Raw genomic sequence first — 23,494 nt, forward strand, 5'->3', positions numbered from 1 at the left:
CTTGCAATGAAACTATTAGCCGACTTTATTTTAGTATCAGGATTTGCGGTTACTACGGTAATCCTGTTTATGCTTGCCTTGAGTAAAAAGCGAAAAATTCCTCAAAATATCTTGATGCTATTTTTGAGTATTATACTCCTTCTGATTGTTACAATGGCAGCATCGCTTCATCAAATTAGACCAGTTTTTTTGGTGACCAATCTATTTGAAGGAGGAGCCAGATTTGTTCTTGGGCCTTTATTGTTTATCTACATCAAATCAATATTTATAAAAGACAAAAACTTAATAAAGAAAAACAGATTTCATTTCATTCCTTTTCTGGTTTACGCACTTTTTTTCTCTATTCCTATATTGATTAGTAGATTAATGGGAGAACCTATTTTTGATTATCTCAGTTTGTTTCATGGTACGGCCTATATGGCCGTGGTCAAAGACCTGTTTTGGCTTCTCTATATTTTTCTTTCGATACGACTTTTTAGGAGGTTTAAGAAAAAAATGAAATCTAATTATTCAAGTTTTAAGAAGGCTAATTTTGGTTGGATTAGTAAGTTTTTAAGCATTAGCCTTCTCATGGTGCTCTTTGACTTGGTTGTAGTTAATTATCGAATTTTCTTTATTGGTGCGATGACCTGGGATATCGGAATAATATCATTAAGTCTACTAATTCTATTGACTATTTACTTGGGGTATCATGGCTTACGTCAATCAAGGATTTATTTGCCGGATTTTCTTCTGGTTAATTTGGATGAAGATGAAAGGGCAAATACTAATATTCAAACAATTCTTACGTACGAAGAGCAAAAAGATTTAAAATCAAAATTGGAATCTATTTTGGAAAAAGAAAAACCTTTCTTGCAGCAAGAATTGACCTTAAGCCTGCTGGCGGAAAACATTGGGACTTCAGATAAAAAACTTTCTGCATTACTCAATCATTCCTTGAATATTTCCTTCTATGACTTCATTAACAAGTATCGCGTAGAGGAAGTCAAGGTAAAATTGAAATCGAAGGATAACGAAAAATATACACTGCTTGGTATTGCCTATACCTGCGGTTTTAACTCTAAAAGCAGTTTTTACCGTGCCTTTAAAAAAGAAACCGGTAGCTCACCTACAGCTTACAAGAAGAAAATGTCTTCAGAGAAATGTCCCACTGTTTCTAACGAGACCTTAGTTAGGTAATTTGATCGTACTTTCCCTCTAAATAATTATAGATTATCACAATCTATGAATACCCAATTATGAAGATATCGAAAAGAATTCGAAATTTTGTTTTTGGTGGTTTGGCGATTATTTATGCGATGCTACTGCTTTTTCCTCAAATTTTATTTTCGAATACCCTGGAGTATCAAAACTTTAGGGTGTATTATCATTCCGAGAAGACAGACATAAATCAAATAGCCATTATTCTTGATAAATCTCTAAAATTACTAAGTTCCTCGGAGGTTTTTGATCCGGAGAAGGAGCAAAGGATTTTTCTCTGCGATAGTTTTAAAGAGTTCACGTTTTTTGCCCCACTTTCTCGAAAGTCTTTTGCGGTTACGTATCCTGTAACCCAGCATATATTTCTTTCCCGGTCAACTATCGATATAAATGAAATCAAAAGAAATGGCTCTGAAAACAATGTTAGAATGTTGAGCGGAGTCGTTGCTCACGAGACTACCCATGTGGGACTGGAAGATGAACTTAGCTTTCTCAAATACAGATTACTTCCTACCTGGAAGAATGAGGGCTATTGCGATTATATTGCTCGAGGAAGTTCCTATGATGAAAAATTGGGATGGAGGCAAATCTGTGAAGCCACCGACAATAATGATTCTCCGTCCTTCAAATACTTCAGGTATATGACTTACGTACAGTATTTGCTCGAAAAGGAAGTCATATCATTTGATACCTTTCTACTAAAAAACTTCAATACAGAACGTGTTGCTTTAGATTCGAGAAAAAGCCTCTGTTCTAATTATCAGAAATAACCCATTTAGCAAGTCCCACTGTTTTTAATGGGACTTTTATGAATGAATCATATCTTAAATTGCTCCTTTAGAACCTAAAAGCCTTAATACACGTAAGAGGCATTGTTTTAGGGTTTCTGTAGGAGTTTTTTTTCAAATCAATAACTATGAAAAAAGTAATCAATAGTGTACTTGCCTTTCTTTTTATTGCAATGCAGATGACAGTGGCATTGTATCCTACCATTAAAAAGGTGGCCAAAGTGTATGTAGATCATTTGGATTTGGAAAGCCTACAAAATGTGGAACAGCTAACTGAAGATGCTTCTCTTTTAAGTGAAGAGGAGAAAGCCGAATTGGTGAATATGATGTCGGCCAACCTTAAAAATGCCCTTCATTAGTATGAAATTATCCATTTCCAATCTTACCAAGACCTATACCAATGGGTTAAAGGCTTTGAACGATCTTAACCTTGAAATCGAAGCAGGAATGTTCGGGCTTTTAGGGCCGAATGGTGCAGGAAAATCTACCTTGATGCGCACTATTGCCACACTTCAAAATCCTGATTGCGGCAAGATCGCTTTTGACGAGATCAATATTTTAGATGACCCTATGGCTATTCGAAGGGTTCTAGGGTATTTGCCACAATCTTTTGGCGTGTATCCTAATATATCCGCAGAAAAACTATTGGATTATTTTGCAGTACTCAAAGGCGTCGCTTCAAAAAAAGAACGAAATACAATCGTTCAAGAGGTGCTGGAATTGACCAATTTGTGCGATGTTCGAAAAAAGAGCGTGAGCGGCTACTCGGGGGGAATGAAACAGCGCTTTGGGATCGCCCAGTTACTATTGAACAATCCCCAACTGATTATTGTTGACGAACCTACCGCGGGCTTAGACCCTGCCGAACGCAACCGCTTTTTAAATGTGCTGCGGGAGGTGGGTACTACCAATACGGTTATATTTTCTACCCATATCGTAGATGATATTAAGGAATTGTGCACCGATATGGCCATCATGAACCGAGGGCGCATTCTACAACACGGGCAACCTTCAACTGCAATTTCCAAAATAAAGTCCAGCATATGGAGCAAAACAATCCTCTCTAAGGATTTGGAATGGCATGAAAATGAGTATCAGGTACTTTCCTCAGGATATAATCAGGATAATTCGATTAGTATACGGGTATTCTCAGAAGAAATTCCTCACGAATCTTTCCGGGCCGCGCAACCGAATCTAGAAGATGTTTATTTCATTGCCTTACAAAAAGATAATACCAAATAAACCAATTATAATTTATGAAAAAGATAGTTTTATTCATTATCTGCTCTCTGTTCTTAGAAATATCACATGCCCAGACGGCGAAGCAGTTAGGGCATTTGATTCCGATTAAAGAGCTTCATGAAGATTTGGAAATGCTCAAATATCAATTGGAAACCGTTCATGCAGCACTATATACTTATACTTCAAAAGAAGAGATGGATGCTGCCTTTGCAAAAATCAGAGAGCAATTGAACCGGCCCATGTACGACATTGAATTTTATCGATTGGTGGCTCCTTTACAGCAGAAGATAAAAAATGGGCATTCGATGATCATTCCCTCGGAACGATGGGACCAGATCAAGGAAAAAGAGCTTCCTATTTTCCCTTTTGATACCTATTGGGTCAATAATAAATTATATATCCTTAGAAATTTATCCAATGATGAAAGTGTAAAACCGGGGTCTTTGATTAAAACCATTAACGGAGAGTTGGCCGGTGATATTTTCAATGAATTAATAGATAATTGGACGTCCGATGGGCATAATCGAACATTTCCTGCATTTCAAATTAGTAGCGATTTTTCGAACTTTTATCCAAATATCAAAGGCGTTCCGTTGGAATTTGAAATTGAATTAGAAGATGTTAACGGGGTTGCAAGAAGTGTAAAGGTAAAAGCACTATTAAATGAAACCCTGAATGCCATTGCATTGAGCAGATATGGTCTAAAGCGCCTGCCTTGGTACATGGATGAGGATAGTAATGCAATATCGCTCAAAATCTCCAATGAAACAGCTGTTTTAAAAGTGCCCACATTTGATGAGGGAAGTAAAGGGGATGACGGTAACAAATACCCCAAGTTTTATGAGGCTGCTTTTCAGAAAATTCGAACGACCGGGGTGAAAAACCTCATTTTGGATTTAAGGGATAATGGGGGAGGTGACCCGAAACCGCAACTAGCACTCTTGTCCCATTTGATAAATGAACCCATTGTACTGTATAGAAAAGTGTATGGTATTACAAACCAAATAGCTCATATAGATTTATACGAAAAGCATGGGGCGGCCTTGAATAAGCGATTGGGTAAATTCCTTGAAAAAAAGGGAACTATCTATACACTGAAAGAATCTGCCGAAAAGAAATTCGGTCTTGTTTGGACCCCAACACAACCTGCTCCCAATGTATTTACCGGAAATCTATTTGTATTGACGAATGGAAGGTCTTTTTCTGCAACCGGTGAGGTGGCCGGCATGCTTAAAAGCTATCAAAAGGACGCTGTTTTTGTCGGAGAAGAAACAGGAGGCAATCCCACACAAAATACAAGTGGGGTTATGATAATGATGAGCCTGCCCAATTCGAAGATTCGGGTTAGGCAGTCCTTAATTTGTTTTGAAACCAACGTGAATTTTGATAATGATGGTTATGGGGCAAAACCGGATTATCCTGTGAAGAATACAATTGAGCAAGAGCTAATAGGAGAAGATAGTGTCATGCAATGGACGTTGGATTTCATTAACAATAGAACAAAATAATAAGCCATACGGTATAGGTCTTATGTTTAAAAACATTTTCAAATATGAAATCAACTATTGGCTGAGGAGGCCGGTCACGTATATCTATTTTTTTGGATTCTTTGGTTTCGCTTTCCTTACTTTTATCGGTACAGCGGGCTTTTTCGACCCGTCCCCAGAAGACACTAAGAAATTGGCTCGTGTAATAAACTCCTCCTATGAGTTAAATTACATGCTGCAGTATTTCACTAAGATTTTTATGTTTTTGTTACCGGCTATTATTGGCTCTTGCATAGGCAAAGACTATAGGTATAACATGCACTCGATTGTCTACACCTTCCCCATGAACAAATCGAGTTATCTTTTGGGTAAGTTCTTAAGTGCCTTTTGTATTGTGCTATTGGTTTCCCTCTCGGTAGGCATTGCTTTTTTTATAGGCGAATTAATGCCGGGCCTTCATAAGAATAAAATAGGACCCCTATCTGCCTTAGCATATGTTCAGGCGTATTTAGTCTATGTGATTCCAACACTTTTCTTCTTTGGTACTATCATTTTTGCAGTGGTCACCTTGACCCGGAATATTTATGCTGGTTTTATAACGGTTATCGTCATTTTCTTGTTTCAACTGATTGTTGAAAATGCTTTGGGAGGAACAGAGCAGGTGTACCTAATGTCCATTCTAGATCCTTTTGCCCAAAACACCAAGGAATATGCCATTCAAAATTGGACGCTACTGGACAGGAATACAAAATTACTTCCTGTTTCTGCGGTAGTGATTTTTAATAGGATTTTCTGGCTAGTATGTTGCATCTTGATTTTTGCGATGACCTATCACAAGTTTTCTTTTAGTGAGCACGCATCTGCCCTTTTGTTCAAAAAAAGGAAAGTGAACGTTCCATCCAAATCTAATTTTGCCCGTGTTTCCAAAGTGAAAATTTCAGAAGTGAAGTATGATTTTTCGAGAAAACAGCAGTTGCGAACGGCATGGCACCTTTCTTCCGTACAATTAAGATACATGGTAAAAAGTTGGATGTTTTTAGTACTTGTCTTTTTTGGAATCTTAGCCGTTTTATTTGCAATCGCCAAGGTGACCAATTTTGAAGAGATTGCAATGCTGCCGACCACCAAAGTGGTACTCACTATTCCAGCCATGTTTTTTAATATGGTTATGATCCTTACTACTTTCTTGTATGCGGGAATGCTGGTACATCGTTCCAAAGCTGCTAAGATGGGCCAACTTATTGATACAACCGCTGTTTCCAATGGCATACTGCTGTTTTCAAACGTTTTGGCCTTAATGAAAATGCAAACCATCCTGCTGCTCATCTTGATGGTCGCGGGTATAGGTGTTCAGCTTTTTAACGGTTATTACAATTTTGAGTTGGAGTTGTACCTATTTCAATTGTATGTGTTGCGCTTTCCGGTTTTGGTGATATGGAGTTTTGCGGCGGTATTCATTCAAACCCTCTTTACCAATCTCTATTTGGGGCTGTTCATTCTTATCATAGGCTGGATTGGGGTTGGCGGATTGCCTGAAGCAGGTATTACCTCAATATTGCTTTTGTTCAATACCCCGCCGAAAACTGATTATTCTGACATGAATGGGTATGCCGAAACACTAGAATCTCATTTTCTCGTAGAAGGCTACTGGCTCTCATTCGCGAGTATACTCTTGATTTTGACACTTTTACTATGGGTAAGAGGACTTCCCGAATCGTTTATTCAACGATTGAAGATAGCTAAGGAACGCCTCAGGAAGCCCATTTTCTATATGCTCGGCCTATCACTACTTTGTTTTGCCATACTCGGGTTTAAGATACATAGTGCTCAAGAAAGAGTGAAATGGGATACTACTGCTTCAAACGCTCAAAAAGAAATACTCGATAATTTCAAGAAAGCATTCGAACGATATAGTGAACTAAACCAACCAAGAATTACGGCAATGAAATTGGACCTCAATATCTTCCCCGAGACAAGTGCTTTTAAAGCAAAAGGAAGCTATGTTTTGGTTAATAAGTCCAGAAAACCAATCGATACCTTGCTGGTAAAAACGGGTTTTGATGAAGTCACTGCACTTGAATTGAACGGGTCTTATAAAACGATAGCCGAGGATACCCTTATGAAATTCAAGGTGATAAAGTTAACAAATAGCATTTCCCCCGGAGATAGTGTGCAACTCGGTTTTACCGTTCAAAATATCCAGAACACTTTATTTGAACGGAATTCAAATGTATTGCAAAACGGCACTTTTTTGTTGAATGACCTATTTCCAAGATTGGGGTATTCTTTTGCCAAGGAACAAAAACATCCTAGCGATAGTATGGCCTTAAAGAACAACTATGGAGCCATTGATTCCGATTTAATTGATTTTGAAGGTACCATTAGCACATCCAAAGACCAAATCGCACTGGCTCCAGGGTATCTTGTAAAAGAATGGGTGGAAAATGACCGGAGGTATTTCCAATATGAAACAAGCAACAAAATAAAATACATTTTAGGGTTCAACTCCGGACGTTATGAAATTAAAAAGGAAAAATATAAGGGTATCGATCTGGAAATATACCACCATCAGGCCCATACCTATAATCTTAATGAAATGATCGAGGGCTTAAAAGCCGCTTTGGATTATAATACCAAGTATTTTAGTCCTTACCAGCATCGACAAGCACGAATCATCGAATTCCCCGATTCTGAAGGTACCTATGCCACGACCATGGCTAATAGTATCCCTATGTCCGAGATTCGATTTATTGCAAATACCAACACTGCAGATGAAAAGGTTGATTTGGCTTTTTACGTCGCTGCCCATGAGCTCACGCATCAATGGTGGGGAAATCAGGTAGCCGGTGCGGATGCCTTGGGCTCACGTATGTTGTCCGAGAGCATTACCGAGTACATCACCTTGAACATCTATCGGGAGCACTATGGTGAAGAAATAGCGTTGCAATTTTTAAAAAAACAGCGTGAACGTTACCTTGAAGGAAGAAGAAACGAGCAGGGGGAAGAACCACCCCTGGTACTTGCCGCAGAACAACTATATCTTTTTTATGGCAAGGGAGCAATGGCCTTTAACGCCATGGCACAATATTTAGGGGAAAAGAAACTCAATCAAGTTTTAAAAGAGTTTTTGGAAGATTATCGACTTCAAGAGCACCCACCGTACCCAACATCACTTGAACTGGTAGCACGTTTAAAGCAAGCTACACCCGATTCCTTACAATATGTGATCAAAGATATTTTTGAGACAGTAACTTTTTATGATAACAAGATTGAAAACGCTGTGGTAAAACCTATGGATAATGGCGCCTATTTCCTTAAGCTCGATTTTTCAATCCGAAAATATGGCAATGGGTCCAAAGACAAAGCACTAGCCCTGAATGATTATATTGAAGTCGGGATTTTTGATGATGAGAACAATCTAATGCGTATACACAAATTGAAAGTAACAAAAGCGGAAAAGAGTACTTCCATCATTTTAAAAAAGACACCTTCGAAAATAGTCATCGATCCGAACTATCTGCTGATGGATGCAAATGTTAGTGATAACCAAATAGAACTCTAAAAAATGAAACACTGGTCAATGAGAAAATCATATCGGCAGTATTCCATCATCTTTCTGCTATTTTTTATAGGCGGCGCAATTGGACTAACTCAAACGGATACCACAAAAGTCATTGCCCCCATATTACTGAATAAAGAAACGGTATGGGGTATTGTACTTCAGCAAGTCAAACTGTAGAATGAACCGGACATGCAATTTTTTAAAAAAAGACTATTCCAGGGTGCAGGCATTCGTATGTATACTGTGTCAAGTGAATCGTGGAAAACTTCGAGGAGCAATTTTGCCTTTGATGAATTTGTGTATATGCTGAACGGTTTGGCCAATGTCCAAGCAGAAGGGGAAGGTGCTCAAATTTTCAATTCGTATGAATTCTTCACTATCCCCAAGGGTTTTAGGCGAGCTTGGGACAGTAATGGTCATGTATTATTTAAGAGTATTGTTGAGGAAAAGTCATTTCAATAATTCAAATGAGGGCAATGAAGAAATGGTTCATCGGTAAGATGGTAAAGAACAAGTTTTGGACGCCGGACAGAGTCGTTACGCTTACGGCGATTTTTATCAGTTTGTTTACGCTTTTGGTCTTTGCAAAACAAACAAGTATCATAGAGAAGCAAAGTCACTTGTCGGTTATGCCTTATTTATACATTGAAACAGGGTATAATCCCGATAAGGATTTCATTACGCTAACTTTAAATAACTATGGTGTAGGCCCTGCAATTATTCAGGAAATGAAAATTTCGTACAAAGGGGAAATCTATGAAATGGACTTTGCTGATTTCCTCCAAACGGATTTTTTTCAAAATGATAGTATTGCAGTACTTGCTAGTGCAAGTATTGATACAGGTTTGGCCATTCCAGCAAACGCCGAAAGGATAGCCGTAAAATTTGGCGGCTCGGGAGAACGTTATATCAAAACGGAGAAATTCCTGAGAAAACTAGAAAGAAACGAATTTGATTATGAAATCATTTATCGTTCGATATACGATGATGCTTGGCGCATTCGAAAGTCTGATGATATTCCAGAAAAATTATAATAGAAAAAGTCCCATTGCTTTTCGTGGGACTTTTGGTTTCTACCAACGTCTTATATTGTTTTTATTTTAAATTATAAAATCAAGCGTTCACATGAATTTGAATCGATTGTATCCATTAGTATTTGTGTTTTCCTTATTTACGATGAGCAATGCTTTGCTGGCCCAAAACGAAATAGAGAAGGTTGTACCAATAATTGAAAAAAAACTCCTGCTTGAGGATCTTGAGATTTTAAAAAGTAATCTTGAAAAGGCACAGCCAGGGTTATATAATTATAAGACCAAGACGGATGTGGATGTTTTTTTTGAACAAGTAAAGAATGGTATTACACATGATATGAACTCCATTGATTTTTTTCGTTTGATTGCTCCACTTTCCAGCCTGATAAAAAATGGGCATTCAATTTTGGTGCCTTCCTCCGCATGGGAAGATTATGTTGTAACAAATGCCAGTTTGTTGCCTTTGGACCTTTATTTTTATGAAAATCAACTTTATATATTACATAATGTTTCTGACCAAACTCAACTAAAAGAAGGTTCCCGATTGAAGTCAATAAATGGTAAACCCGCAATGGAAATCTTTAACCATATGGTAGACCGATGGTTCAAAGATGGAAATAACAATACAAGACCTCGTGAAATTGTGGAAGAAGAATATAGATTGCTATTTACACACTTTCTTGGAGATGCTGAGAAATATGATTTAGAAATCGTTAGTCCGGATGGTGAAAATTTTATTTTTAAAGTAGACGGTATTCAGGAATCAGAATTCAAAAAAAGGTTAAAAGAACGTTTCGATATTGAATTTGTTCCTTGGTGGCGAGAAAAACCAGAACCCCATTCTTTTAAGATAATCAATGGAACAGCGTATCTTAAAGTGAGTCAATTTAACAATGGTATTAAAAGCGAGGATGGTCAACGCTTTGCTAAATTCATTAAAAGCTCTTTTAAAACCATCAAAGATAAAGATATCGATAACCTAGTTTTGGATTTAAGAGGGAATCAAGGCGGGGATGTAAGACCTCAATTAGAGTTGTTAAGACATCTTGTTAAAGAGCCTTTTTATTTGTACAAAGAGGTTTTTGCCAACATACGTGCACTCCCCAATCCTGAATACTATGAATTTAATATCATATCTAAGACAGAATTCAAGAAAAACTTTGTCAACGAGAAAGTAAATGGGGTTTATCCTATGAAAGAGCGACCAGGATTTGGGGGTAAACCACAATATCCATCGGAGAACCTTTTCCGGGGTAATTTATATGTCCTAATTGATGGTTGGTCTTTTTCCGCAACAGGAGAAGTATGTGGTATCATAAAAGAACATCTGAAAGATGCCGTGTTTCTGGGGGAAGAAACAGGTGGGAATCCCGTTACCAACGTAAGCGGCATACAGACATTCTTAACATTACCGAATTCAAAAAATCGCATCTTGGTTTGCTTAGTTAGTTATACCACAGATGTTTCTTATAAAAATGAAGGCCATGGCGTCATTCCTAATCATTGGGTGCGAAACACAGTTATGCAAGAGATTAATAATGAGGATGCTGTTTTGGAATTTACATTGAAGTTGATACATCCAGAATAAAGATTTTTCTGATTTGCAAAAATAGTCCCACGACTTCTTTTGGGACTTTAAATCTATTTGTAACCCCTAATTTGGAAATGTCAAGAAAATCAAAATCACTTGAAAATGGAAAGAATGAACTTACTAATGACAGCATTCTCGATAGTGCTTCTTTGTTTATCGTGTTCAAAGGATGATACCTTGCGAGGTTCAGGAAACATAGTTTCTGAAAGTCGGAACTTGGCCAATTTTACCCAAGTATACAATCCTACTTCCGTTAATATCATTATTATGGAAGGTTCACCGCAACAAGTGAAACTATCTGCTGATGATAACGTAATCAGTTCTATCAAAACAATAGTTGAAAATGGTACTTTAAAAATCGACATGCCAAAAAGTACTTATGTTGATGTTATGATTACAGTTTCCGTGACAATTCCGAATTTGGAAGGACTGAAGAATACCGGCTCTGGAAACATGACCTCTGCAGGTTTTGATGGTTTGACGAGTATGACAATAGATAATGAAGGGAGCGGCAACGTCCTATTTACTAGTTCTGGAACATCTCTGACTTTAAAAAACTCAGGCTCAGGAAGCTTTCAAGGATTTAATTTTATGGTAGAAAATTGCACAGTTGCCAATTCGGGTTCGGGTAACTGTGAAATCAATTGTTCAGACAGATTAAGAGGCACAAATTCTGGTAGTGGCAGCATATTTTACAAAGGCACACCAACATTAGATGTTTCAAATACTGGGTCAGGAGAAGTTGTGGATTCAAATTAGCAGCCATAATTTTAAAGCATGAACTATAAAATCCACTTCTTATCTTGCCTTGCTCTATTTCAAGGAATGATGACCATTTACAGTTATTCGTAAGTAAATAGGGGCTTTACCGCGATTATCTAACCTGCCTGTTCTTAGGTAGCTTAAGATTGCGAATGAACTGGACGCCATAATTGCTTGTTTTTCATTTTTTCTTCCTTTTTAAGTTGACAAAAATATTTCTGTAATAATCTGATATACAATTTTTTAACACCCTTCTGGTGTCCATTTTATGGATTCAATAAGTGCGCACCGAATTGGATGATTTTAAATGATATCAAATGATACTAGAAAAAATAAAAAAGTCTGTAAATCAACGATTTACAGACTTTTTGAATAATTATGAAGGTCGTAAAGTGACCTGGCTGGGGCTCGAACCCAGGACCCTCTCCTTAAAAGGGAGATGCTCTACCAACTGAGCTACCAGGTCAAAATTTCAATGCAATAATTCCTCGTTTGCGGGTGCAAATATAAGCCGATTCATTTATTCTACAAGTGCAATCGAAGAGAAATTTTAGAAATCTTTGATATAACAAAGAATTAAAGGAACTTTACCCAAAATAAGAAGGATGAAAGTCATTTTAGTTGGGTATATGGGAAGTGGAAAAACTACCGTAGGCAAAGCACTTGCAGAAAAACTGGGAATAAACTTCTTAGATTTGGATACCGTTATCGAGGAAGGCGAGCAATGTACCATAACCGAACTTTTCGAAACCGTGGGACAAATACGTTTCCGTAAAAAAGAACACCATTATCTGAATGAGTTGTTAGATGACAGGAGACCAATGGTATTGGCTACAGGTGGTGGTGCACCTTGTTATAGTGGTAACATGAAGACGATTTTAGAGGCTAGTCCAAATGTTTTTTATTTGAGATTATCCATTCCTGAATTGGTAAAACGCTTGGTCCCTAACAAAGCAGAGCGGCCCTTGATTTCACATCTCGATGCGGCGGAAATGCCAGAATTTTTAGGAAAACATCTATTCGAAAGAAACAACTTTTATCAAGAGGCGCATCATGCAATTGGTTGCGATGGGAAAACAGTGGAAGAGGTGACTTCCGAAATTCAAAAGCTCTTAGTCTAGATACACCACATCGTTTTTCGCCCGAAATCTCACATTGACGTGTTCCTGAAGGGAGGTAGATAAAGAAATACCTTTATAATCTGCCTTGACAGGATATTTTTTGTGATTCCTATTCACTAGAACAGCCGTTTTCAATTGCTTTAATGGGGTTTTGAGAAAATGATGTACCCCATAGATCAACGTAGTGCCAGAATTCAAGACATCATCTACCAAGACGACCGATTTGTTCGCATAGTCCGTTTCAGGTATCGAAGTGGTTACTCCACTTTGTAGCGGATTTCCTTTGTCCATACTTACTTTGCAAAGGGATATTTTGGCTTTGGTGATATCTTGAAGCACGGCCTGTATCTTTTTGGCGAATTTGAGTCCATCACCGTCGATTCCGGCAATCAAGATTTCCTTTTCGTTTACATTGGCCTCATAAATTTGATAGGCGATCCGTCTTACTTTATGTTGAATTTGCTGGTGTGACAATATCTGTTGTTCCATGATAAATGGTATTTGCCTCAAAGATAAAGAAACATCGATTTCCAGGGCGATTATTCTTCTTCCGAATCTTCAAATGGGTTTTCGACATATTCCGTGATATCCCTTCGGTCTTTTTTGGTCGGGCGCCCCTCTCCCTTTTGCCGGTATTGATTTTTCGAATACTGTACTAATTTATCATGTTCGAATGCCTCCTTGGGTGTGACATCCTTTCTATAGATATCGACCAACTTAGCACCGACCCTGCTTTTGGGAATATCCAAGACCACCAACTGGTAGTTGATCTGATTTCTGCGTACTGTAATTTCATCCAAGTGGTAGACCTCCCGTCCAGGTTTGGCAATCTTCCCGTTAATCTTGACCTGGCCCTTTTTGCAAGCTATGGTACCCATATTTCGGGTTTTAAAATAGCGAGTGCTCCATAAGTATTTATCAATGCGCATGAGTAATTAAAAATCTTTGTTAAGGTCTCTCACAAAAATAGGGGAAAATTGTATCTTGCCGCTCTTAAAACAGAATGCATGAAAAGGAACAAGCTATCCATTTTTTTTCTTCTAGTAATCGGTTTGTATTCCTGTCGGAATGATGACGATGGACTCTTGGATGCTGAAGTTGTACCTCCTAGACTCTTAAGTGAAGTCGCTGCCGAGGATGAAACTGAGCTTAATGAATATTTGAGTACCCACTTTTATAATTACGAGGATTTTGAAAATCCATCCGATGATTTCGACTTCAACATCGTAATTGATACGATTGCAGGGGATAATTCCTCTAAAAGACCATTAATTGATGATGTGCAATCGGAGATAATTTTAGTATCCTCTGACAATTTTAGCGGTTTGGAAGAAGAAAACGATGTGCCCCACAAACTGTATTATTTAGAAGTCCGCCCTGGAGAAGGTGAGAGTCCAACTATAGGAGACAATGCGATTATCAGCTATGAAGGTTCTTATTTGGATGGAAATTTATTCGATTCTTCTATCCCTCCTTTAAGCTTGTATTTATCAGGAACTGTGAGAGGGTTTGGTCAGGGAATAACCAAGTTCAAATCGGGGGGAGAAATTGTTGACAATGGTGATGGAACTGTTGACTTTGGTACCTATGGCATAGGGGTTATATTTATGCCATCTGGATTAGGCTATGGTAACGGTCGTGGCCCTTCTGGAACCATACCTGCCTATTCTCCACTTGTTTTTAAAGTTGATAGCTTTTCCTTTGTGGAGAACACAGACTTTGATGGTGATGGTATTCCTTCGATTTTAGAGGATTTAAACGGTGACGGTGATTTGAATAATGATAATACCGATGAGGATACAGAACCATTAGGCATATATTTGGCAAACCATAATGATTCCGATGATGACGCGGATGGAATTCCAACCATTGACGAGATTGAACTGGATGCCGATGGCAATTTTGTAGGATTCAAGGATACTGATGGTGATGGTATTTACGACCACCTCGATAACGATAATTGATTTGAAAATAAAGGATAATAACAACGCCCCGCTTCTTAAGCGGGGCGTTGTTTTATAGGACTATTTTTCTTCTTTCTTTGGTTTAAATCTTAAGGGAAAGGCTAAAGATAACTTGCGAAGGTCTTGAGTCCACACGGCCGTCAACATTCGTTACATTCGTTCCGATAAAGTTCGCTTCATTCTCTGAAAAACCTCTTTCATAGCGTACATCGAGACCTAATCGACCCAGGTTTACTCCAAGGCCGGCATGAAGCCCAACGCTAAAATCATTTTCTGCCTCGTTGATACTGAACCCCTCTAAATCATTTTCCACTTGGTACTGAAAGGCAGGACCAGCAAAAATATGTAGTGGACCAACCAAATTGATACCCAATAATACGGGTACATCTATTTTAGTAATGTCAAAATCAGTACTTATGCCATTTACATCATACGTACTGGTGGTTCTCGTGTAGATTGCCTCTGGCCGGATGTAGATTTTAGCCAATTCAATTTTACCGAATACACCGAAGTGATAGCCTATTTTTCCACTGGATCCTTCGACAATGTCCGAAGCGGCATCACCAACTGAGGCAATTAAATCTCCATTTTGATTATAATTAAGTCCACCTTTGATTCCAAAGCCGGAATCCTTTTGTGCAAATGCAGTAGCGCTTGCCAATGCCATAACGGCAATTAGAAATACTCTTTTCATAATGTGTTCGTTTTAAATATCAGTAGTGATATCAAAAACGATACCACCATTCACTTTCTTTCCAATACTTTTAAAACGGCCTTTACAACGGCTTTATTGTTCAATCCGTATTTCTCCATAAGCTGGTCCGGAGTACCGCTTTCGCCAAAAGTATCATTGGTTGCCACGAACTCTTGTGGAGCAGGATATTGGGTCGCCAGTACCCTAGAAATGCTTTCTCCGAGTCCGCCAAGATAATTGTGTTCTTCGGCGGTAACTACACAACCTGTCTTTTGTACCGATTTTAAAACGGCCTCGGCGTCGAGGGGTTTGATGGTGTGTACGTTAATGACTTCGGCCGAAATACCCTGTTGCTCCAAAGCTTCTGCCGCTAAAAGCGATTCCCATACCAAATGGCCCGTTGCAACAATGGTCACGTCGGTCCCCTCGGAAAGCAATACGGCCTTCCCTATTTCGAACTTTTGGTCTACCGGGGTAAAGTTGGCAACCTTCGGTCTTCCGAAACGTAAATAAACGGGCCCTTCGTAATCCGCGATCGCTATGGTAGCGGCTTTGGTTTGATTGTAGTCACAGGGATTGATGACCACCATACCGGGCAACATTTTCATCAATCCGATGTCCTCTAAAATTTGATGGGTAGCCCCATCTTCACCTAAAGTAACCCCGGCATGCGAAGCACAGATCTTAACGTTCTTACCGGAGTAAGCAATCGATTGTCGTATTTGGTCATACACCCGACCTGTGGAAAAGTTGGCGAAAGTACCGGTGAACGGTATTTTACCACCGATGGTCAAACCTGCCGCGATTCCCATCATGTTAGCCTCGGCAATACCGATCTGAAAAAAGCGATCAGGGTTTTCGTCTATGAAAGTCTGAATCTTTAGCGAACCCACGAGGTCGGCGCAAAGGGCCACTACATTCGGATTGGTTCTACCCAATTCGGTCATTCCGGCACCATAGCCGCTTCGTGTATCGTTTTTTCCTTGGTCTGTGTATTTCGTCATTGTAGTTTAATTTCATTTCCGCTAAGGCGGGAATCTTTTCAATAATTTTAAATCGCCCTGTTGGGGTCAAGAGGTTCTAATAATCCCCTAAAGTTTCCGCATTTTGCGAGAGCGCATTTTCCAGTTGCTCGTCATTCGGTGCTTTACCATGCCATGCATGGGTATGCATCATGAAATCTACCCCATTACCCATCATGGTTTGTAATAGAACACAAACGGGTTTTCCTTTGCCAGTTCTTGATTTTGCTTCGTTCATGCCTGTCAGAACGGCTTCAAGATTATTCCCTTCACTGATTTCGAGAACGTCCCAACCAAATGCTTCGAATTTGGCCTTCAAGTCACCAAGAGGTAGTACATCATCGGTCGCACCATCAATCTGTTTACCGTTGACATCTATGGTAGAGATCAGATTGTCCACTTTGTTTCCGGCAGCGTACATAATGGCCTCCCAATTTTGACCTTCCTGAAGTTCGCCATCCCCGTGCAGACTATAGATCAAATGGTCGTCATTATTTAATTTTTTGGCCAAGGCCGCTCCAATAGCCACTGACATTCCTTGTCCTAAAGAACCCGAAGCAATACGAATACCGGGTAGCCCTTCATGTGTAGTCGGGTGCCCTTGCAAACGCGAATCGATCAAGCGAAAAGTGTTCAGTTCCTCAACCGGAAAATAACCCCTTCTTGAAAGCACGCTATAGTACACAGGTGAAATATGTCCGTTAGAGAGAAAGAACAGGTCTTCTCCATTACCATCCATATCGAAACCATCTTTGAGCTCCATAAGTTCGTGATAGAGCGCAACGAAAAACTCGGTGCACCCCAAGGAGCCACCGGGGTGGCCTGAATTTACCTTGTGGACCATTCTCAAGATATCCCTTCTGGTCTGCGAAACTAGGTCTTGTAATTTGCTTAATTCTGGCATGTTGTAGCTATCTGATTTATTGGCTTCAAAAGTAATGGCAATCTTTTGGGTAGACAAGTCGGAGTTATCATATTTTATCAACTAGGGTTCGGTCGGAATTTAAATACAAATACAAATTTAAAAGCAAGCCCAAGCGTGACACTCCAATTCAAGATCGAATTCAGTTGCAGACTTGAACTTTATTTTTTCCTTAGTATAATATGGGGTGGAGTTCTATATCTTTGCCGCTAGTTCAATTCGATGAAGTTTACCTTAGAACATACAGATGTTAATAGTCGCGCGCGCGCAGGGCGAATGCTTACCGACCACGGCCCTATAGAAACCCCTATTTTTATGCCTGTAGGAACTGTTGCATCCGTAAAGGGAGTGCACCAACGGGAGTTAAAGGAAGATATCGACCCAGATATCATCTTAGGGAACACCTATCATTTATTTCTACGCCCAAAAATCGATATTCTCAAACAGGCCGGCGGCTTGCATAAGTTTATGGGATGGGATAGAAATATATTGACCGATAGCGGAGGGTATCAAGTATATTCCCTTTCGGCGAATCGCAAGATTAAGGAAGAAGGCGTGAAATTCAAATCGCATATAGATGGCTCCATGCATTTTTTCACCCCTGAAAATGTGATGGAAATACAACGGGTCATCGGGGCGGATATCATTATGGCCTTTGATGAATGTACCCCCTATCCTTGTGATTACACCTACGCCAAACGATCGATGCATATGACACACCGTTGGCTTGATAGATGTATCGCCCATTTAGAGAAAACCCCGCTCGAATATGATTACGCACAGACATTTTTCCCTATAGTACAAGGGTCGACCTATAAAGATTTGAGAAGACAGTCAGCAGAATACATTGCGAACGCCGGAGCGGAAGGAAACGCCATTGGGGGGTTGTCGGTTGGTGAACCCGCAGAAGAAATGTATGCGATGACCGAAGTGGTCACCGAAATTTTGCCGGAAGACAAACCTAGATATTTAATGGGTGTTGGCACCCCCATAAATATTCTTGAAAATATCGCCTTGGGCATTGATATGTTCGACTGTGTGATGCCCACGAGGAACGCCAGAAATGGAATGTTGTTTACAGCACACGGTACTATGAATATCAAGAACAAAAAATGGGAAGATGATTTTTCCCCTCTTGATGAAATGGGTATTACCTTTGTTGATAAAGAGTATTCCAAGGCCTATTTGCGGCATTTGTTCGCCGCAAACGAATATCTGGGCAAGCAGATCGCGACAATCCACAATTTAGGATTCTATTTGTGGCTAACGCGAGAGGCGCGAAAACATATTTTGGCCGGGGATTTCACGGATTGGAAAAATAAGATGGTCAAACAAATGGACAAACGACTATAAAATTGGGTATTCTTGATCGGTACATATTAAAGCGTTACCTGCTTACGTTCTCCGTAATGCTCTTATTGTTCATTCCTATCGGTATTATGGCGCATCTCGCAGAGCAGATTGGAAAAATACAAGAGCGTGAGGCACCTTTAAATGAAGTATTGGCCTATCTGGGTGATTTTAGTATTTACATCGGTAGTCTGTTATTACCCATATTTTTGTTTTTGTCCGTTATTTTTTTCACTTCCAAATTGGCAAGTAACACCGAGATCGTTGCGATGCTTAGCTCTGGTATTTCATTCAATAGGTTTCTCAGACCTTATTTGATAGGAGCTTCTATCGTTGCCGTGGCCGTTTTATTAATGGGTATGTTCGTAGTGCCCTCCGCTAGCAAGGGTTTTAACGAGTTTAAATACAAATATTTAAAAAGGGGAGGGGAAGAACGGGTAACGACCAATATTTACAATCAGCTGAATGAACGCGATTTTATTTACGTCAGTAGTTTTGACCCCGCTCGAAAGATCGGATACAACTTCACCTTTGAACGCTTCAATGAAGACAATACATTGGATTTCAAAATGTCGGCGGCCAATATCAGATGGATCGAGAAGGATAGTAATTATCGCTTGACTACCTTTAAAAAAAGAACTATGCTGGGCGATACGGCCATCATTGAAACCAAGAGACGATTAGACACTCTTTTCGCATTCAAAATAGATGATTTGACACCGGTCTCTTATGTTGCCGAAACCAAGAACCTTTTAGAACTTGACAAGTTCATTGCAGATCAACGGAAGAAAGGGGCCTCCAACATCAATGCCTACGTACTTGTGAAATATAAGCGATGGGCGTTGCCGCTCTCTGTGTTCATCCTAACCATTATCGGAGTGGCAGTGGCTTCTATGAAACGCAGGGGAGGGATGGGACTCAACCTGGCCTTCGGAATTGTAGTGGCCTTTGTCTTTATCTTTTTTGATCGAATCTTTAGTACGCTCGCCGAACAAGCAGGATTAGATCCGTTATTGGCCGTGGTGATGCCGAATACTCTTTTTGGGATACTCGCATTTTATCTGTTGCAAAAAGCAAAACGCTGATCCTCGATGGGCGTAAAACTGAGAAATTACCTTCATCTACATTTTATTGTATTTATCTGGGGATTTACCGCTGTTCTAGGTAAACTGATCACGATAGAAGCCTTACCCCTCGTTTGGTACCGCATGGGCATTGCGGCACTACTAATTATGGTGTTCATAGGTATACGGAGGTATTCGCTAAAAGTATCGAAGAGAAGCTTCTTGATTTTAGCCACCGCAGGCGGAGCTTTGGCCCTGCACTGGGTTACCTTTTTTCTGGCCATCAAGGTCGCCAATGTATCCATAGCCTTGGCGGTGATGTCTACTGGTGCTTTTTTTACGGCCTTATTAGAGCCGATTTTATATAAGCGCAAGATTATAGGGTATGAACTTGTTTTTGGCCTCGTTGTGGTATTGGGTTTGGTCTTGATCTTCAAAGTGGAGTCTAAATATGCCTATGGCATGGCCATTGCACTGCTTTCGGCCTTTATGGGAGTAGTGTTTACATTGCTTAACGGTAAGTTGGTCGTCACGGAAAAACCGACGATTATCTCATTTTATGAATTGGCTATCGGAGCAGTGCTCATTTCGGTTTATTTAGGAGTTCAAGGCGCATTCACCGTAGACCTCTTTCGACTTTCTGAAAATGACTGGATTCTCATGGGCATTCTTGCCTCCATTTGTACGGCGTACGCCTTTATCGGTGGCGTACATGTTATGAAATACCTCACACCCTATACCGTTGTGCTGACCGTAAACCTTGAACCCGTTTACGGGATCGTGCTCGCCTTCTTTATCCTGGGGGAAGCAGAAAAAATGAACCCGATGTTTTATTTGGGCGCTCTGATTATACTTGCTACGGTCATTGCCAACGGTATACTTAAGAATAGAGATCGATTAAAAAAAGAGAAGCGCGCCTAGCGTAGCCTTTTATTTTTATATTTGCCGAGTTAAACTAACGAAACCTACAACATGGAATATTTGGATTTTGAACTCCCCATCAAGGAACTCGAAGAGCAGTTGGACAAATGTATGATCATCGGTCAAGAGAGTGACGTTGATGTGACGGAAACCTGCAAACAAATTGAAAAAAAGCTAGCGGAGACGAAAAAGGATATCTATAAAAACCTCACCGCCTGGCAACGGGTTCAGCTTTCAAGGCATCCGAACCGCCCGTATACCCTCGATTATATCAATGCTATTTGTGGCGATACCTTCTTGGAATTGCATGGTGACAGAAATGTTAAAGATGACAAGGCGATGATAGGGGGGCTGGGAAAAATAGGCGATCAAAGTTATATGTTCATAGGGCAGCAAAAAGGGTATAATACCAAAACCAGACAATATCGAAATTTTGGTATGGCCAATCCCGAGGGATATCGTAAAGCGTTGCGTCTCATGAAGTCGGCTGAGAAATTTGGTATTCCCGTGGTCTGTTTGGTGGATACTCCTGGTGCATATCCAGGTATTGAGGCCGAAGAAAGGGGACAAGGCGAGGCAATCGCCCGAAACATTCTTGAAATGACCCGTTTGAAAGTACCCATTATCGTGGTGATTATCGGTGAAGGTGCGTCAGGAGGTGCCCTTGGTATTGGTGTAGGTGACCGGGTATTGATGTTGGAAAATACGTGGTATTCTGTCATATCCCCAGAATCGTGTTCCTCAATCCTTTGGAGAAGTTGGGAGTATAAGGAAATAGCTGCCGAAGCTCTTAAGTTGACGGCTAATGACATGAAAAAACTAAAGCTTATTGATGAGATTGTCCGCGAACCGGCAGGTGGTGCCCATAGCAATCGAACTAAAGCCTTTGAAATCGTAAAGAACAAGATCGGTTCCCATTATAAGGAACTCGAAAAGTTATCCCCAAAAGAACTCGTGAAAAATCGCATGGATAAATATGCTGAAATGGGAGTCTTTAACGGCTAGCCCCAGTAATTAACAAGCCCACTGAAATCTGAGGAATTCTTTCCTCGGATTTTTTTTGTTATCAACACAAAATCGTAACTTATAAACACCGAATTGTTTAACAACTGTGAATATCGCAAGCCGCATATTCCATGTTAACTTAAGGTTAATTGCATACTTTCGTCCCCATGGAGAAACCGAACCCAGTTATTGGTCGCAAGATCGACAAATCTACCCTAATCAATTTGGAAAGAGGTAAAATACCCCCTCAATCTGTTGATTTAGAGGAGGTTGTGTTGGGTGCAATGATGATTGATAAAAAAGGTGTTGATGAGGTAATAGATATCTTACATCCTGAAGTTTTTTATAAAGATGCGCATCGGTATATTTATGAGGCCATCTTCAAACTGTTCGAAACCTCTGAACCAGTCGATTTATTAACCGTTTCCTCGCAATTGCGGAAAGATGGGAAGTTAGAGTCGATCGGAGGCGATTTTTACTTGATCAAACTTACCCAAAAAGTGGCTTCTTCGGCCCATATCGAGTTTCACGCGAGGATTATCCTGCAAAAGTACATTCAACGCAGTCTGATAAAGATTTCCAACGAGATTATCGAAGAGGCCTATGATGAGGCAACGGATGTTTTCGATTTATTGGACAATGCCGAGTCAAGGTTATATGATGTTACGCAAGGCAACCTAAAACGATCCGCAGAGACTGCACAGAATTTGGTCATCCAAGCGAAAAAACGGATTGAAGAGATTTCAAAAAAAGAGGGTATGAGCGGAATACCCTCAGGCTTTGACAGGGTCGATAAACTAACTTCTGGATGGCAGCCTAGTGATTTGATTATTGTAGCGGCGCGCCCAGGTATGGGTAAAACTGCATTGACCTTATCAATGGCTAGGAATATGGCTATTGATCACAATACACCTGTGGCTTTTTTCTCTTGTGAAATGTCTTCAGTGCAATTGATTACCAGGTTGATTTCCTCGGAAACAGGCTTGTCTTCGGAAAAATTAAGAACCGGTAAATTAGAAAAGCACGAATGGGAGCAACTTAGTGTTAAAGTTAAGGAGTTGGAAAAAGCCCCATTATTTATTGATGATACACCATCATTATCGATTTTCGACTTGAGAGCCAAGGCAAGACGACTGGCTTCTCAACACGGAATCAAAATGATTATTATTGATTACCTGCAGTTGATGACAGCCGGTGGAAGCCAAAAGGGTGGTAATCGTGAACAAGAGATATCGACGATTTCTCGAAATTTAAAAGCGTTAGCGAAAGAACTGAACGTGCCAGTGATTGCTCTTTCTCAATTATCACGGGCCGTTGAGACCCGTGGGGGCAGTAAACGACCATTGCTTTCCGATTTAAGGGAGTCCGGTGCCATAGAACAAGATGCCGATATCGTTTCGTTTATCTACAGGCCTGAATATTATAAAATTGATGAATGGGATGACGAAGAACGTACACCAACCCAAGGGCAGGCCGAGTTTATTGTCGCCAAACACCGTAATGGAGGCTTGGAGAACATACGGCTAAAGTTCATTGGACAACTGGGTAAATTCGACAATTTGGATGATTTTGATTCTCCATTTGAATTCCAGTCGAAGATGAATGATGGTGAAGACAATACTTTTTTGACTAAAAATCTGCCCGATGCCAATACCGCTTTTGGGAGTTCAATGAATGATAGTTCGGGTTTTGGGGAAGACGATGACGTCCCTTTTTAATATTCTTTAACGCCTTGTAAAATACCGTAGCGCAATTTTTCGTTTATCTT

At 39.9% G+C, this 23,494-nt stretch carries 24 protein-coding genes and 1 tRNA gene; 18 read left to right on the forward strand and 7 right to left on the reverse strand.

Annotated elements, in window-relative coordinates; all coding sequences use genetic code 11:
- Positions 1-6 precede the first annotated feature (6 nt).
- From ACKWCA_RS23190 to ACKWCA_RS23240, 11 genes are all read left to right on the forward strand, one after another.
- Positions 7-1,179 (forward strand): helix-turn-helix domain-containing protein, encoded by a 1,173-nt coding sequence (locus ACKWCA_RS23190; RefSeq protein ID WP_413980630.1) that lies wholly within the window; start codon positions 7-9, stop codon positions 1,177-1,179.
- A 59-nt stretch (positions 1,180-1,238) separates the two neighbouring features.
- A complete protein-coding gene (locus tag ACKWCA_RS23195; protein ID WP_413980631.1) occupies positions 1,239-1,970 on the forward strand; it encodes a hypothetical protein in 732 nt (243 codons plus the stop codon).
- Positions 1,971-2,116: 146 nt separating this feature from the next.
- The gene (locus ACKWCA_RS23200) at positions 2,117-2,347 is read left to right on the forward strand and encodes a hypothetical protein (protein WP_413980632.1); all 231 of its coding nucleotides are present in this window, start codon (positions 2,117-2,119) and stop codon (positions 2,345-2,347) included.
- Between the two features lies 1 nt (position 2,348).
- The gene (locus ACKWCA_RS23205) at positions 2,349-3,230 is read left to right on the forward strand and encodes an ABC transporter ATP-binding protein (RefSeq protein WP_413980633.1); all 882 of its coding nucleotides are present in this window, start codon (positions 2,349-2,351) and stop codon (positions 3,228-3,230) included.
- 14 nt (positions 3,231-3,244) lie between these two features.
- Positions 3,245-4,738: a S41 family peptidase gene (locus tag ACKWCA_RS23210; RefSeq protein ID WP_413980634.1), complete on the forward strand. Its 1,494-nt coding sequence runs from the start codon at positions 3,245-3,247 to the stop codon at positions 4,736-4,738.
- Between the two features lie 22 nt (positions 4,739-4,760).
- Positions 4,761-8,279 carry an ABC transporter permease/M1 family aminopeptidase gene (locus ACKWCA_RS23215; protein WP_413980635.1) on the forward strand — a complete coding sequence of 1,173 codons (3,519 nt, stop codon included), beginning with the start codon at positions 4,761-4,763 and terminating at the stop codon, positions 8,277-8,279.
- A gap of 18 nt (positions 8,280-8,297) precedes the next feature.
- Positions 8,298-8,456: a hypothetical protein gene (locus ACKWCA_RS23220; RefSeq protein ID WP_413980636.1), complete on the forward strand. Its 159-nt coding sequence runs from the start codon at positions 8,298-8,300 to the stop codon at positions 8,454-8,456.
- A 12-nt stretch (positions 8,457-8,468) separates the two neighbouring features.
- Complete coding sequence (locus tag ACKWCA_RS23225) at positions 8,469-8,741, forward strand: cupin domain-containing protein (protein ID WP_413980637.1); 273 nt, start codon at positions 8,469-8,471, stop codon at positions 8,739-8,741.
- Between the two features lie 14 nt (positions 8,742-8,755).
- Positions 8,756-9,313, forward strand: coding sequence for a hypothetical protein (locus tag ACKWCA_RS23230; protein ID WP_413980638.1), 558 nt, complete (start codon positions 8,756-8,758; stop codon positions 9,311-9,313).
- 91 nt (positions 9,314-9,404) lie between these two features.
- The gene (locus ACKWCA_RS23235; protein WP_413980639.1) at positions 9,405-10,898 is read left to right on the forward strand and encodes a S41 family peptidase; all 1,494 of its coding nucleotides are present in this window, start codon (positions 9,405-9,407) and stop codon (positions 10,896-10,898) included.
- 105 nt (positions 10,899-11,003) lie between these two features.
- Positions 11,004-11,660 carry a head GIN domain-containing protein gene (locus tag ACKWCA_RS23240; RefSeq protein WP_413980640.1) on the forward strand — a complete coding sequence of 219 codons (657 nt, stop codon included), beginning with the start codon at positions 11,004-11,006 and terminating at the stop codon, positions 11,658-11,660.
- Between the two features lie 54 nt (positions 11,661-11,714).
- Here the strand turns inward: ACKWCA_RS23240 and ACKWCA_RS23245 are convergent, their stop codons facing one another.
- Both ACKWCA_RS23245 and ACKWCA_RS23250 read right to left on the reverse strand, forming a co-directional pair.
- On the reverse strand, positions 11,715-11,831 hold the full coding sequence (locus ACKWCA_RS23245; RefSeq protein ID WP_413980641.1) for an Arm DNA-binding domain-containing protein: 117 nt from the start codon (positions 11,829-11,831) through the stop codon (positions 11,715-11,717).
- A gap of 225 nt (positions 11,832-12,056) precedes the next feature.
- Positions 12,057-12,129 (reverse strand) — tRNA-Lys (locus ACKWCA_RS23250).
- A gap of 139 nt (positions 12,130-12,268) precedes the next feature.
- Between ACKWCA_RS23250 and ACKWCA_RS23255 the strand changes: the two genes are divergently transcribed.
- Positions 12,269-12,784 (forward strand): shikimate kinase, encoded by a 516-nt coding sequence (locus tag ACKWCA_RS23255; protein ID WP_413980642.1) that lies wholly within the window; start codon positions 12,269-12,271, stop codon positions 12,782-12,784.
- Here the strand turns inward: ACKWCA_RS23255 and ACKWCA_RS23260 are convergent.
- Positions 12,776-13,273: a phosphoribosyltransferase domain-containing protein gene (locus tag ACKWCA_RS23260; RefSeq protein ID WP_413980643.1), complete on the reverse strand. Its 498-nt coding sequence runs from the start codon at positions 13,271-13,273 to the stop codon at positions 12,776-12,778. The genes ACKWCA_RS23255 and ACKWCA_RS23260 overlap by 9 nt on opposite strands.
- Positions 13,274-13,323: 50 nt before the next feature.
- Positions 13,324-13,713 carry an RNA-binding S4 domain-containing protein gene (locus tag ACKWCA_RS23265; protein WP_413980644.1) on the reverse strand — a complete coding sequence of 130 codons (390 nt, stop codon included), beginning with the start codon at positions 13,711-13,713 and terminating at the stop codon, positions 13,324-13,326.
- A gap of 78 nt (positions 13,714-13,791) precedes the next feature.
- On the opposite strand from ACKWCA_RS23265, the gene ACKWCA_RS23270 reads away from it, so the two are divergent.
- Positions 13,792-14,748: an FKBP-type peptidyl-prolyl cis-trans isomerase gene (locus ACKWCA_RS23270; protein ID WP_413980645.1), complete on the forward strand. Its 957-nt coding sequence runs from the start codon at positions 13,792-13,794 to the stop codon at positions 14,746-14,748.
- 82 nt (positions 14,749-14,830) lie between these two features.
- Here the strand turns inward: ACKWCA_RS23270 and ACKWCA_RS23275 are convergent, their stop codons facing one another.
- From ACKWCA_RS23275 to ACKWCA_RS23285, 3 genes are all read right to left on the reverse strand, one after another.
- Positions 14,831-15,442, reverse strand: coding sequence for a porin family protein (locus ACKWCA_RS23275; RefSeq protein WP_413980646.1), 612 nt, complete (start codon positions 15,440-15,442; stop codon positions 14,831-14,833).
- 50 nt (positions 15,443-15,492) lie between these two features.
- The gene (locus tag ACKWCA_RS23280; protein WP_413980647.1) at positions 15,493-16,446 is read right to left on the reverse strand and encodes a transketolase family protein; all 954 of its coding nucleotides are present in this window, start codon (positions 16,444-16,446) and stop codon (positions 15,493-15,495) included.
- Between the two features lie 76 nt (positions 16,447-16,522).
- Positions 16,523-17,368, reverse strand: a complete 846-nt coding sequence (locus tag ACKWCA_RS23285; protein WP_413980668.1) for a transketolase — start codon at positions 17,366-17,368, stop codon at positions 16,523-16,525.
- 240 nt (positions 17,369-17,608) lie between these two features.
- On the opposite strand from ACKWCA_RS23285, the gene tgt reads away from it, so the two are divergent.
- The 5 genes from tgt to dnaB all read left to right on the forward strand — a co-directional run bounded on the left by tgt (position 17,609) and on the right by dnaB (position 23,444).
- Positions 17,609-18,739, forward strand: a complete 1,131-nt coding sequence (gene tgt, locus ACKWCA_RS23290) for a tRNA guanosine(34) transglycosylase Tgt (RefSeq protein ID WP_413980648.1) — start codon at positions 17,609-17,611, stop codon at positions 18,737-18,739.
- Positions 18,740-18,741: 2 nt separating this feature from the next.
- The gene (locus ACKWCA_RS23295; RefSeq protein ID WP_413980649.1) at positions 18,742-19,821 is read left to right on the forward strand and encodes an LptF/LptG family permease; all 1,080 of its coding nucleotides are present in this window, start codon (positions 18,742-18,744) and stop codon (positions 19,819-19,821) included.
- A 6-nt stretch (positions 19,822-19,827) separates the two neighbouring features.
- Entirely contained in the window at positions 19,828-20,721 is an 894-nt protein-coding gene (locus ACKWCA_RS23300) for a DMT family transporter (protein ID WP_413980650.1), read from the forward strand.
- 51 nt (positions 20,722-20,772) lie between these two features.
- Positions 20,773-21,726, forward strand: coding sequence for an acetyl-CoA carboxylase carboxyltransferase subunit alpha (locus ACKWCA_RS23305; RefSeq protein WP_413980651.1), 954 nt, complete (start codon positions 20,773-20,775; stop codon positions 21,724-21,726).
- A gap of 167 nt (positions 21,727-21,893) precedes the next feature.
- Positions 21,894-23,444, forward strand: coding sequence for a replicative DNA helicase (gene dnaB, locus ACKWCA_RS23310; RefSeq protein WP_413980652.1), 1,551 nt, complete (start codon positions 21,894-21,896; stop codon positions 23,442-23,444).
- The last annotated feature ends 50 nt before the right edge of the window (positions 23,445-23,494 follow it).

Origin of the sequence: Maribacter corallii (assembly GCF_047345415.1) — a bacterium.
Classification (GTDB): Bacteria; Bacteroidota; Bacteroidia; order Flavobacteriales; family Flavobacteriaceae; genus Maribacter_C.

Excerpts from the sequence above, each read along its gene's own strand:
- ACKWCA_RS23190 (WP_413980630.1), top strand. The coding sequence starts at position 7 with ATGAAACTATTAGCCGACTTTATTTTAGTATCAGGATTTGCGGTTACT.
- ACKWCA_RS23195 (WP_413980631.1), top strand. The coding sequence starts at position 1,239 with ATGAAGATATCGAAAAGAATTCGAAATTTTGTTTTTGGTGGTTTGGCG.
- ACKWCA_RS23200 (WP_413980632.1), top strand. The coding sequence starts at position 2,117 with ATGAAAAAAGTAATCAATAGTGTACTTGCCTTTCTTTTTATTGCAATG.
- ACKWCA_RS23205 (WP_413980633.1), top strand. The coding sequence starts at position 2,349 with ATGAAATTATCCATTTCCAATCTTACCAAGACCTATACCAATGGGTTA.
- ACKWCA_RS23210 (WP_413980634.1), top strand. The coding sequence starts at position 3,245 with ATGAAAAAGATAGTTTTATTCATTATCTGCTCTCTGTTCTTAGAAATA.
- ACKWCA_RS23215 (WP_413980635.1), top strand. The coding sequence starts at position 4,761 with ATGTTTAAAAACATTTTCAAATATGAAATCAACTATTGGCTGAGGAGG.
- ACKWCA_RS23220 (WP_413980636.1), top strand. The coding sequence starts at position 8,298 with ATGAGAAAATCATATCGGCAGTATTCCATCATCTTTCTGCTATTTTTT.
- ACKWCA_RS23225 (WP_413980637.1), top strand. The coding sequence starts at position 8,469 with ATGCAATTTTTTAAAAAAAGACTATTCCAGGGTGCAGGCATTCGTATG.
- ACKWCA_RS23230 (WP_413980638.1), top strand. The coding sequence starts at position 8,756 with ATGAAGAAATGGTTCATCGGTAAGATGGTAAAGAACAAGTTTTGGACG.
- ACKWCA_RS23235 (WP_413980639.1), top strand. The coding sequence starts at position 9,405 with ATGAATTTGAATCGATTGTATCCATTAGTATTTGTGTTTTCCTTATTT.
- ACKWCA_RS23240 (WP_413980640.1), top strand. The coding sequence starts at position 11,004 with ATGGAAAGAATGAACTTACTAATGACAGCATTCTCGATAGTGCTTCTT.
- ACKWCA_RS23245 (WP_413980641.1), bottom strand. The coding sequence starts at position 11,831 with ATGGCGTCCAGTTCATTCGCAATCTTAAGCTACCTAAGAACAGGCAGG.
- ACKWCA_RS23255 (WP_413980642.1), top strand. The coding sequence starts at position 12,269 with ATGAAAGTCATTTTAGTTGGGTATATGGGAAGTGGAAAAACTACCGTA.
- ACKWCA_RS23260 (WP_413980643.1), bottom strand. The coding sequence starts at position 13,273 with ATGGAACAACAGATATTGTCACACCAGCAAATTCAACATAAAGTAAGA.
- ACKWCA_RS23265 (WP_413980644.1), bottom strand. The coding sequence starts at position 13,713 with ATGCGCATTGATAAATACTTATGGAGCACTCGCTATTTTAAAACCCGA.
- ACKWCA_RS23270 (WP_413980645.1), top strand. The coding sequence starts at position 13,792 with ATGAAAAGGAACAAGCTATCCATTTTTTTTCTTCTAGTAATCGGTTTG.
- ACKWCA_RS23275 (WP_413980646.1), bottom strand. The coding sequence starts at position 15,442 with ATGAAAAGAGTATTTCTAATTGCCGTTATGGCATTGGCAAGCGCTACT.
- ACKWCA_RS23280 (WP_413980647.1), bottom strand. The coding sequence starts at position 16,446 with ATGACGAAATACACAGACCAAGGAAAAAACGATACACGAAGCGGCTAT.
- ACKWCA_RS23285 (WP_413980668.1), bottom strand. The coding sequence starts at position 17,368 with ATGCCAGAATTAAGCAAATTACAAGACCTAGTTTCGCAGACCAGAAGG.
- tgt (WP_413980648.1), top strand. The coding sequence starts at position 17,609 with ATGAAGTTTACCTTAGAACATACAGATGTTAATAGTCGCGCGCGCGCA.
- ACKWCA_RS23300 (WP_413980650.1), top strand. The coding sequence starts at position 19,828 with ATGGGCGTAAAACTGAGAAATTACCTTCATCTACATTTTATTGTATTT.
- ACKWCA_RS23305 (WP_413980651.1), top strand. The coding sequence starts at position 20,773 with ATGGAATATTTGGATTTTGAACTCCCCATCAAGGAACTCGAAGAGCAG.
- dnaB (WP_413980652.1), top strand. The coding sequence starts at position 21,894 with ATGGAGAAACCGAACCCAGTTATTGGTCGCAAGATCGACAAATCTACC.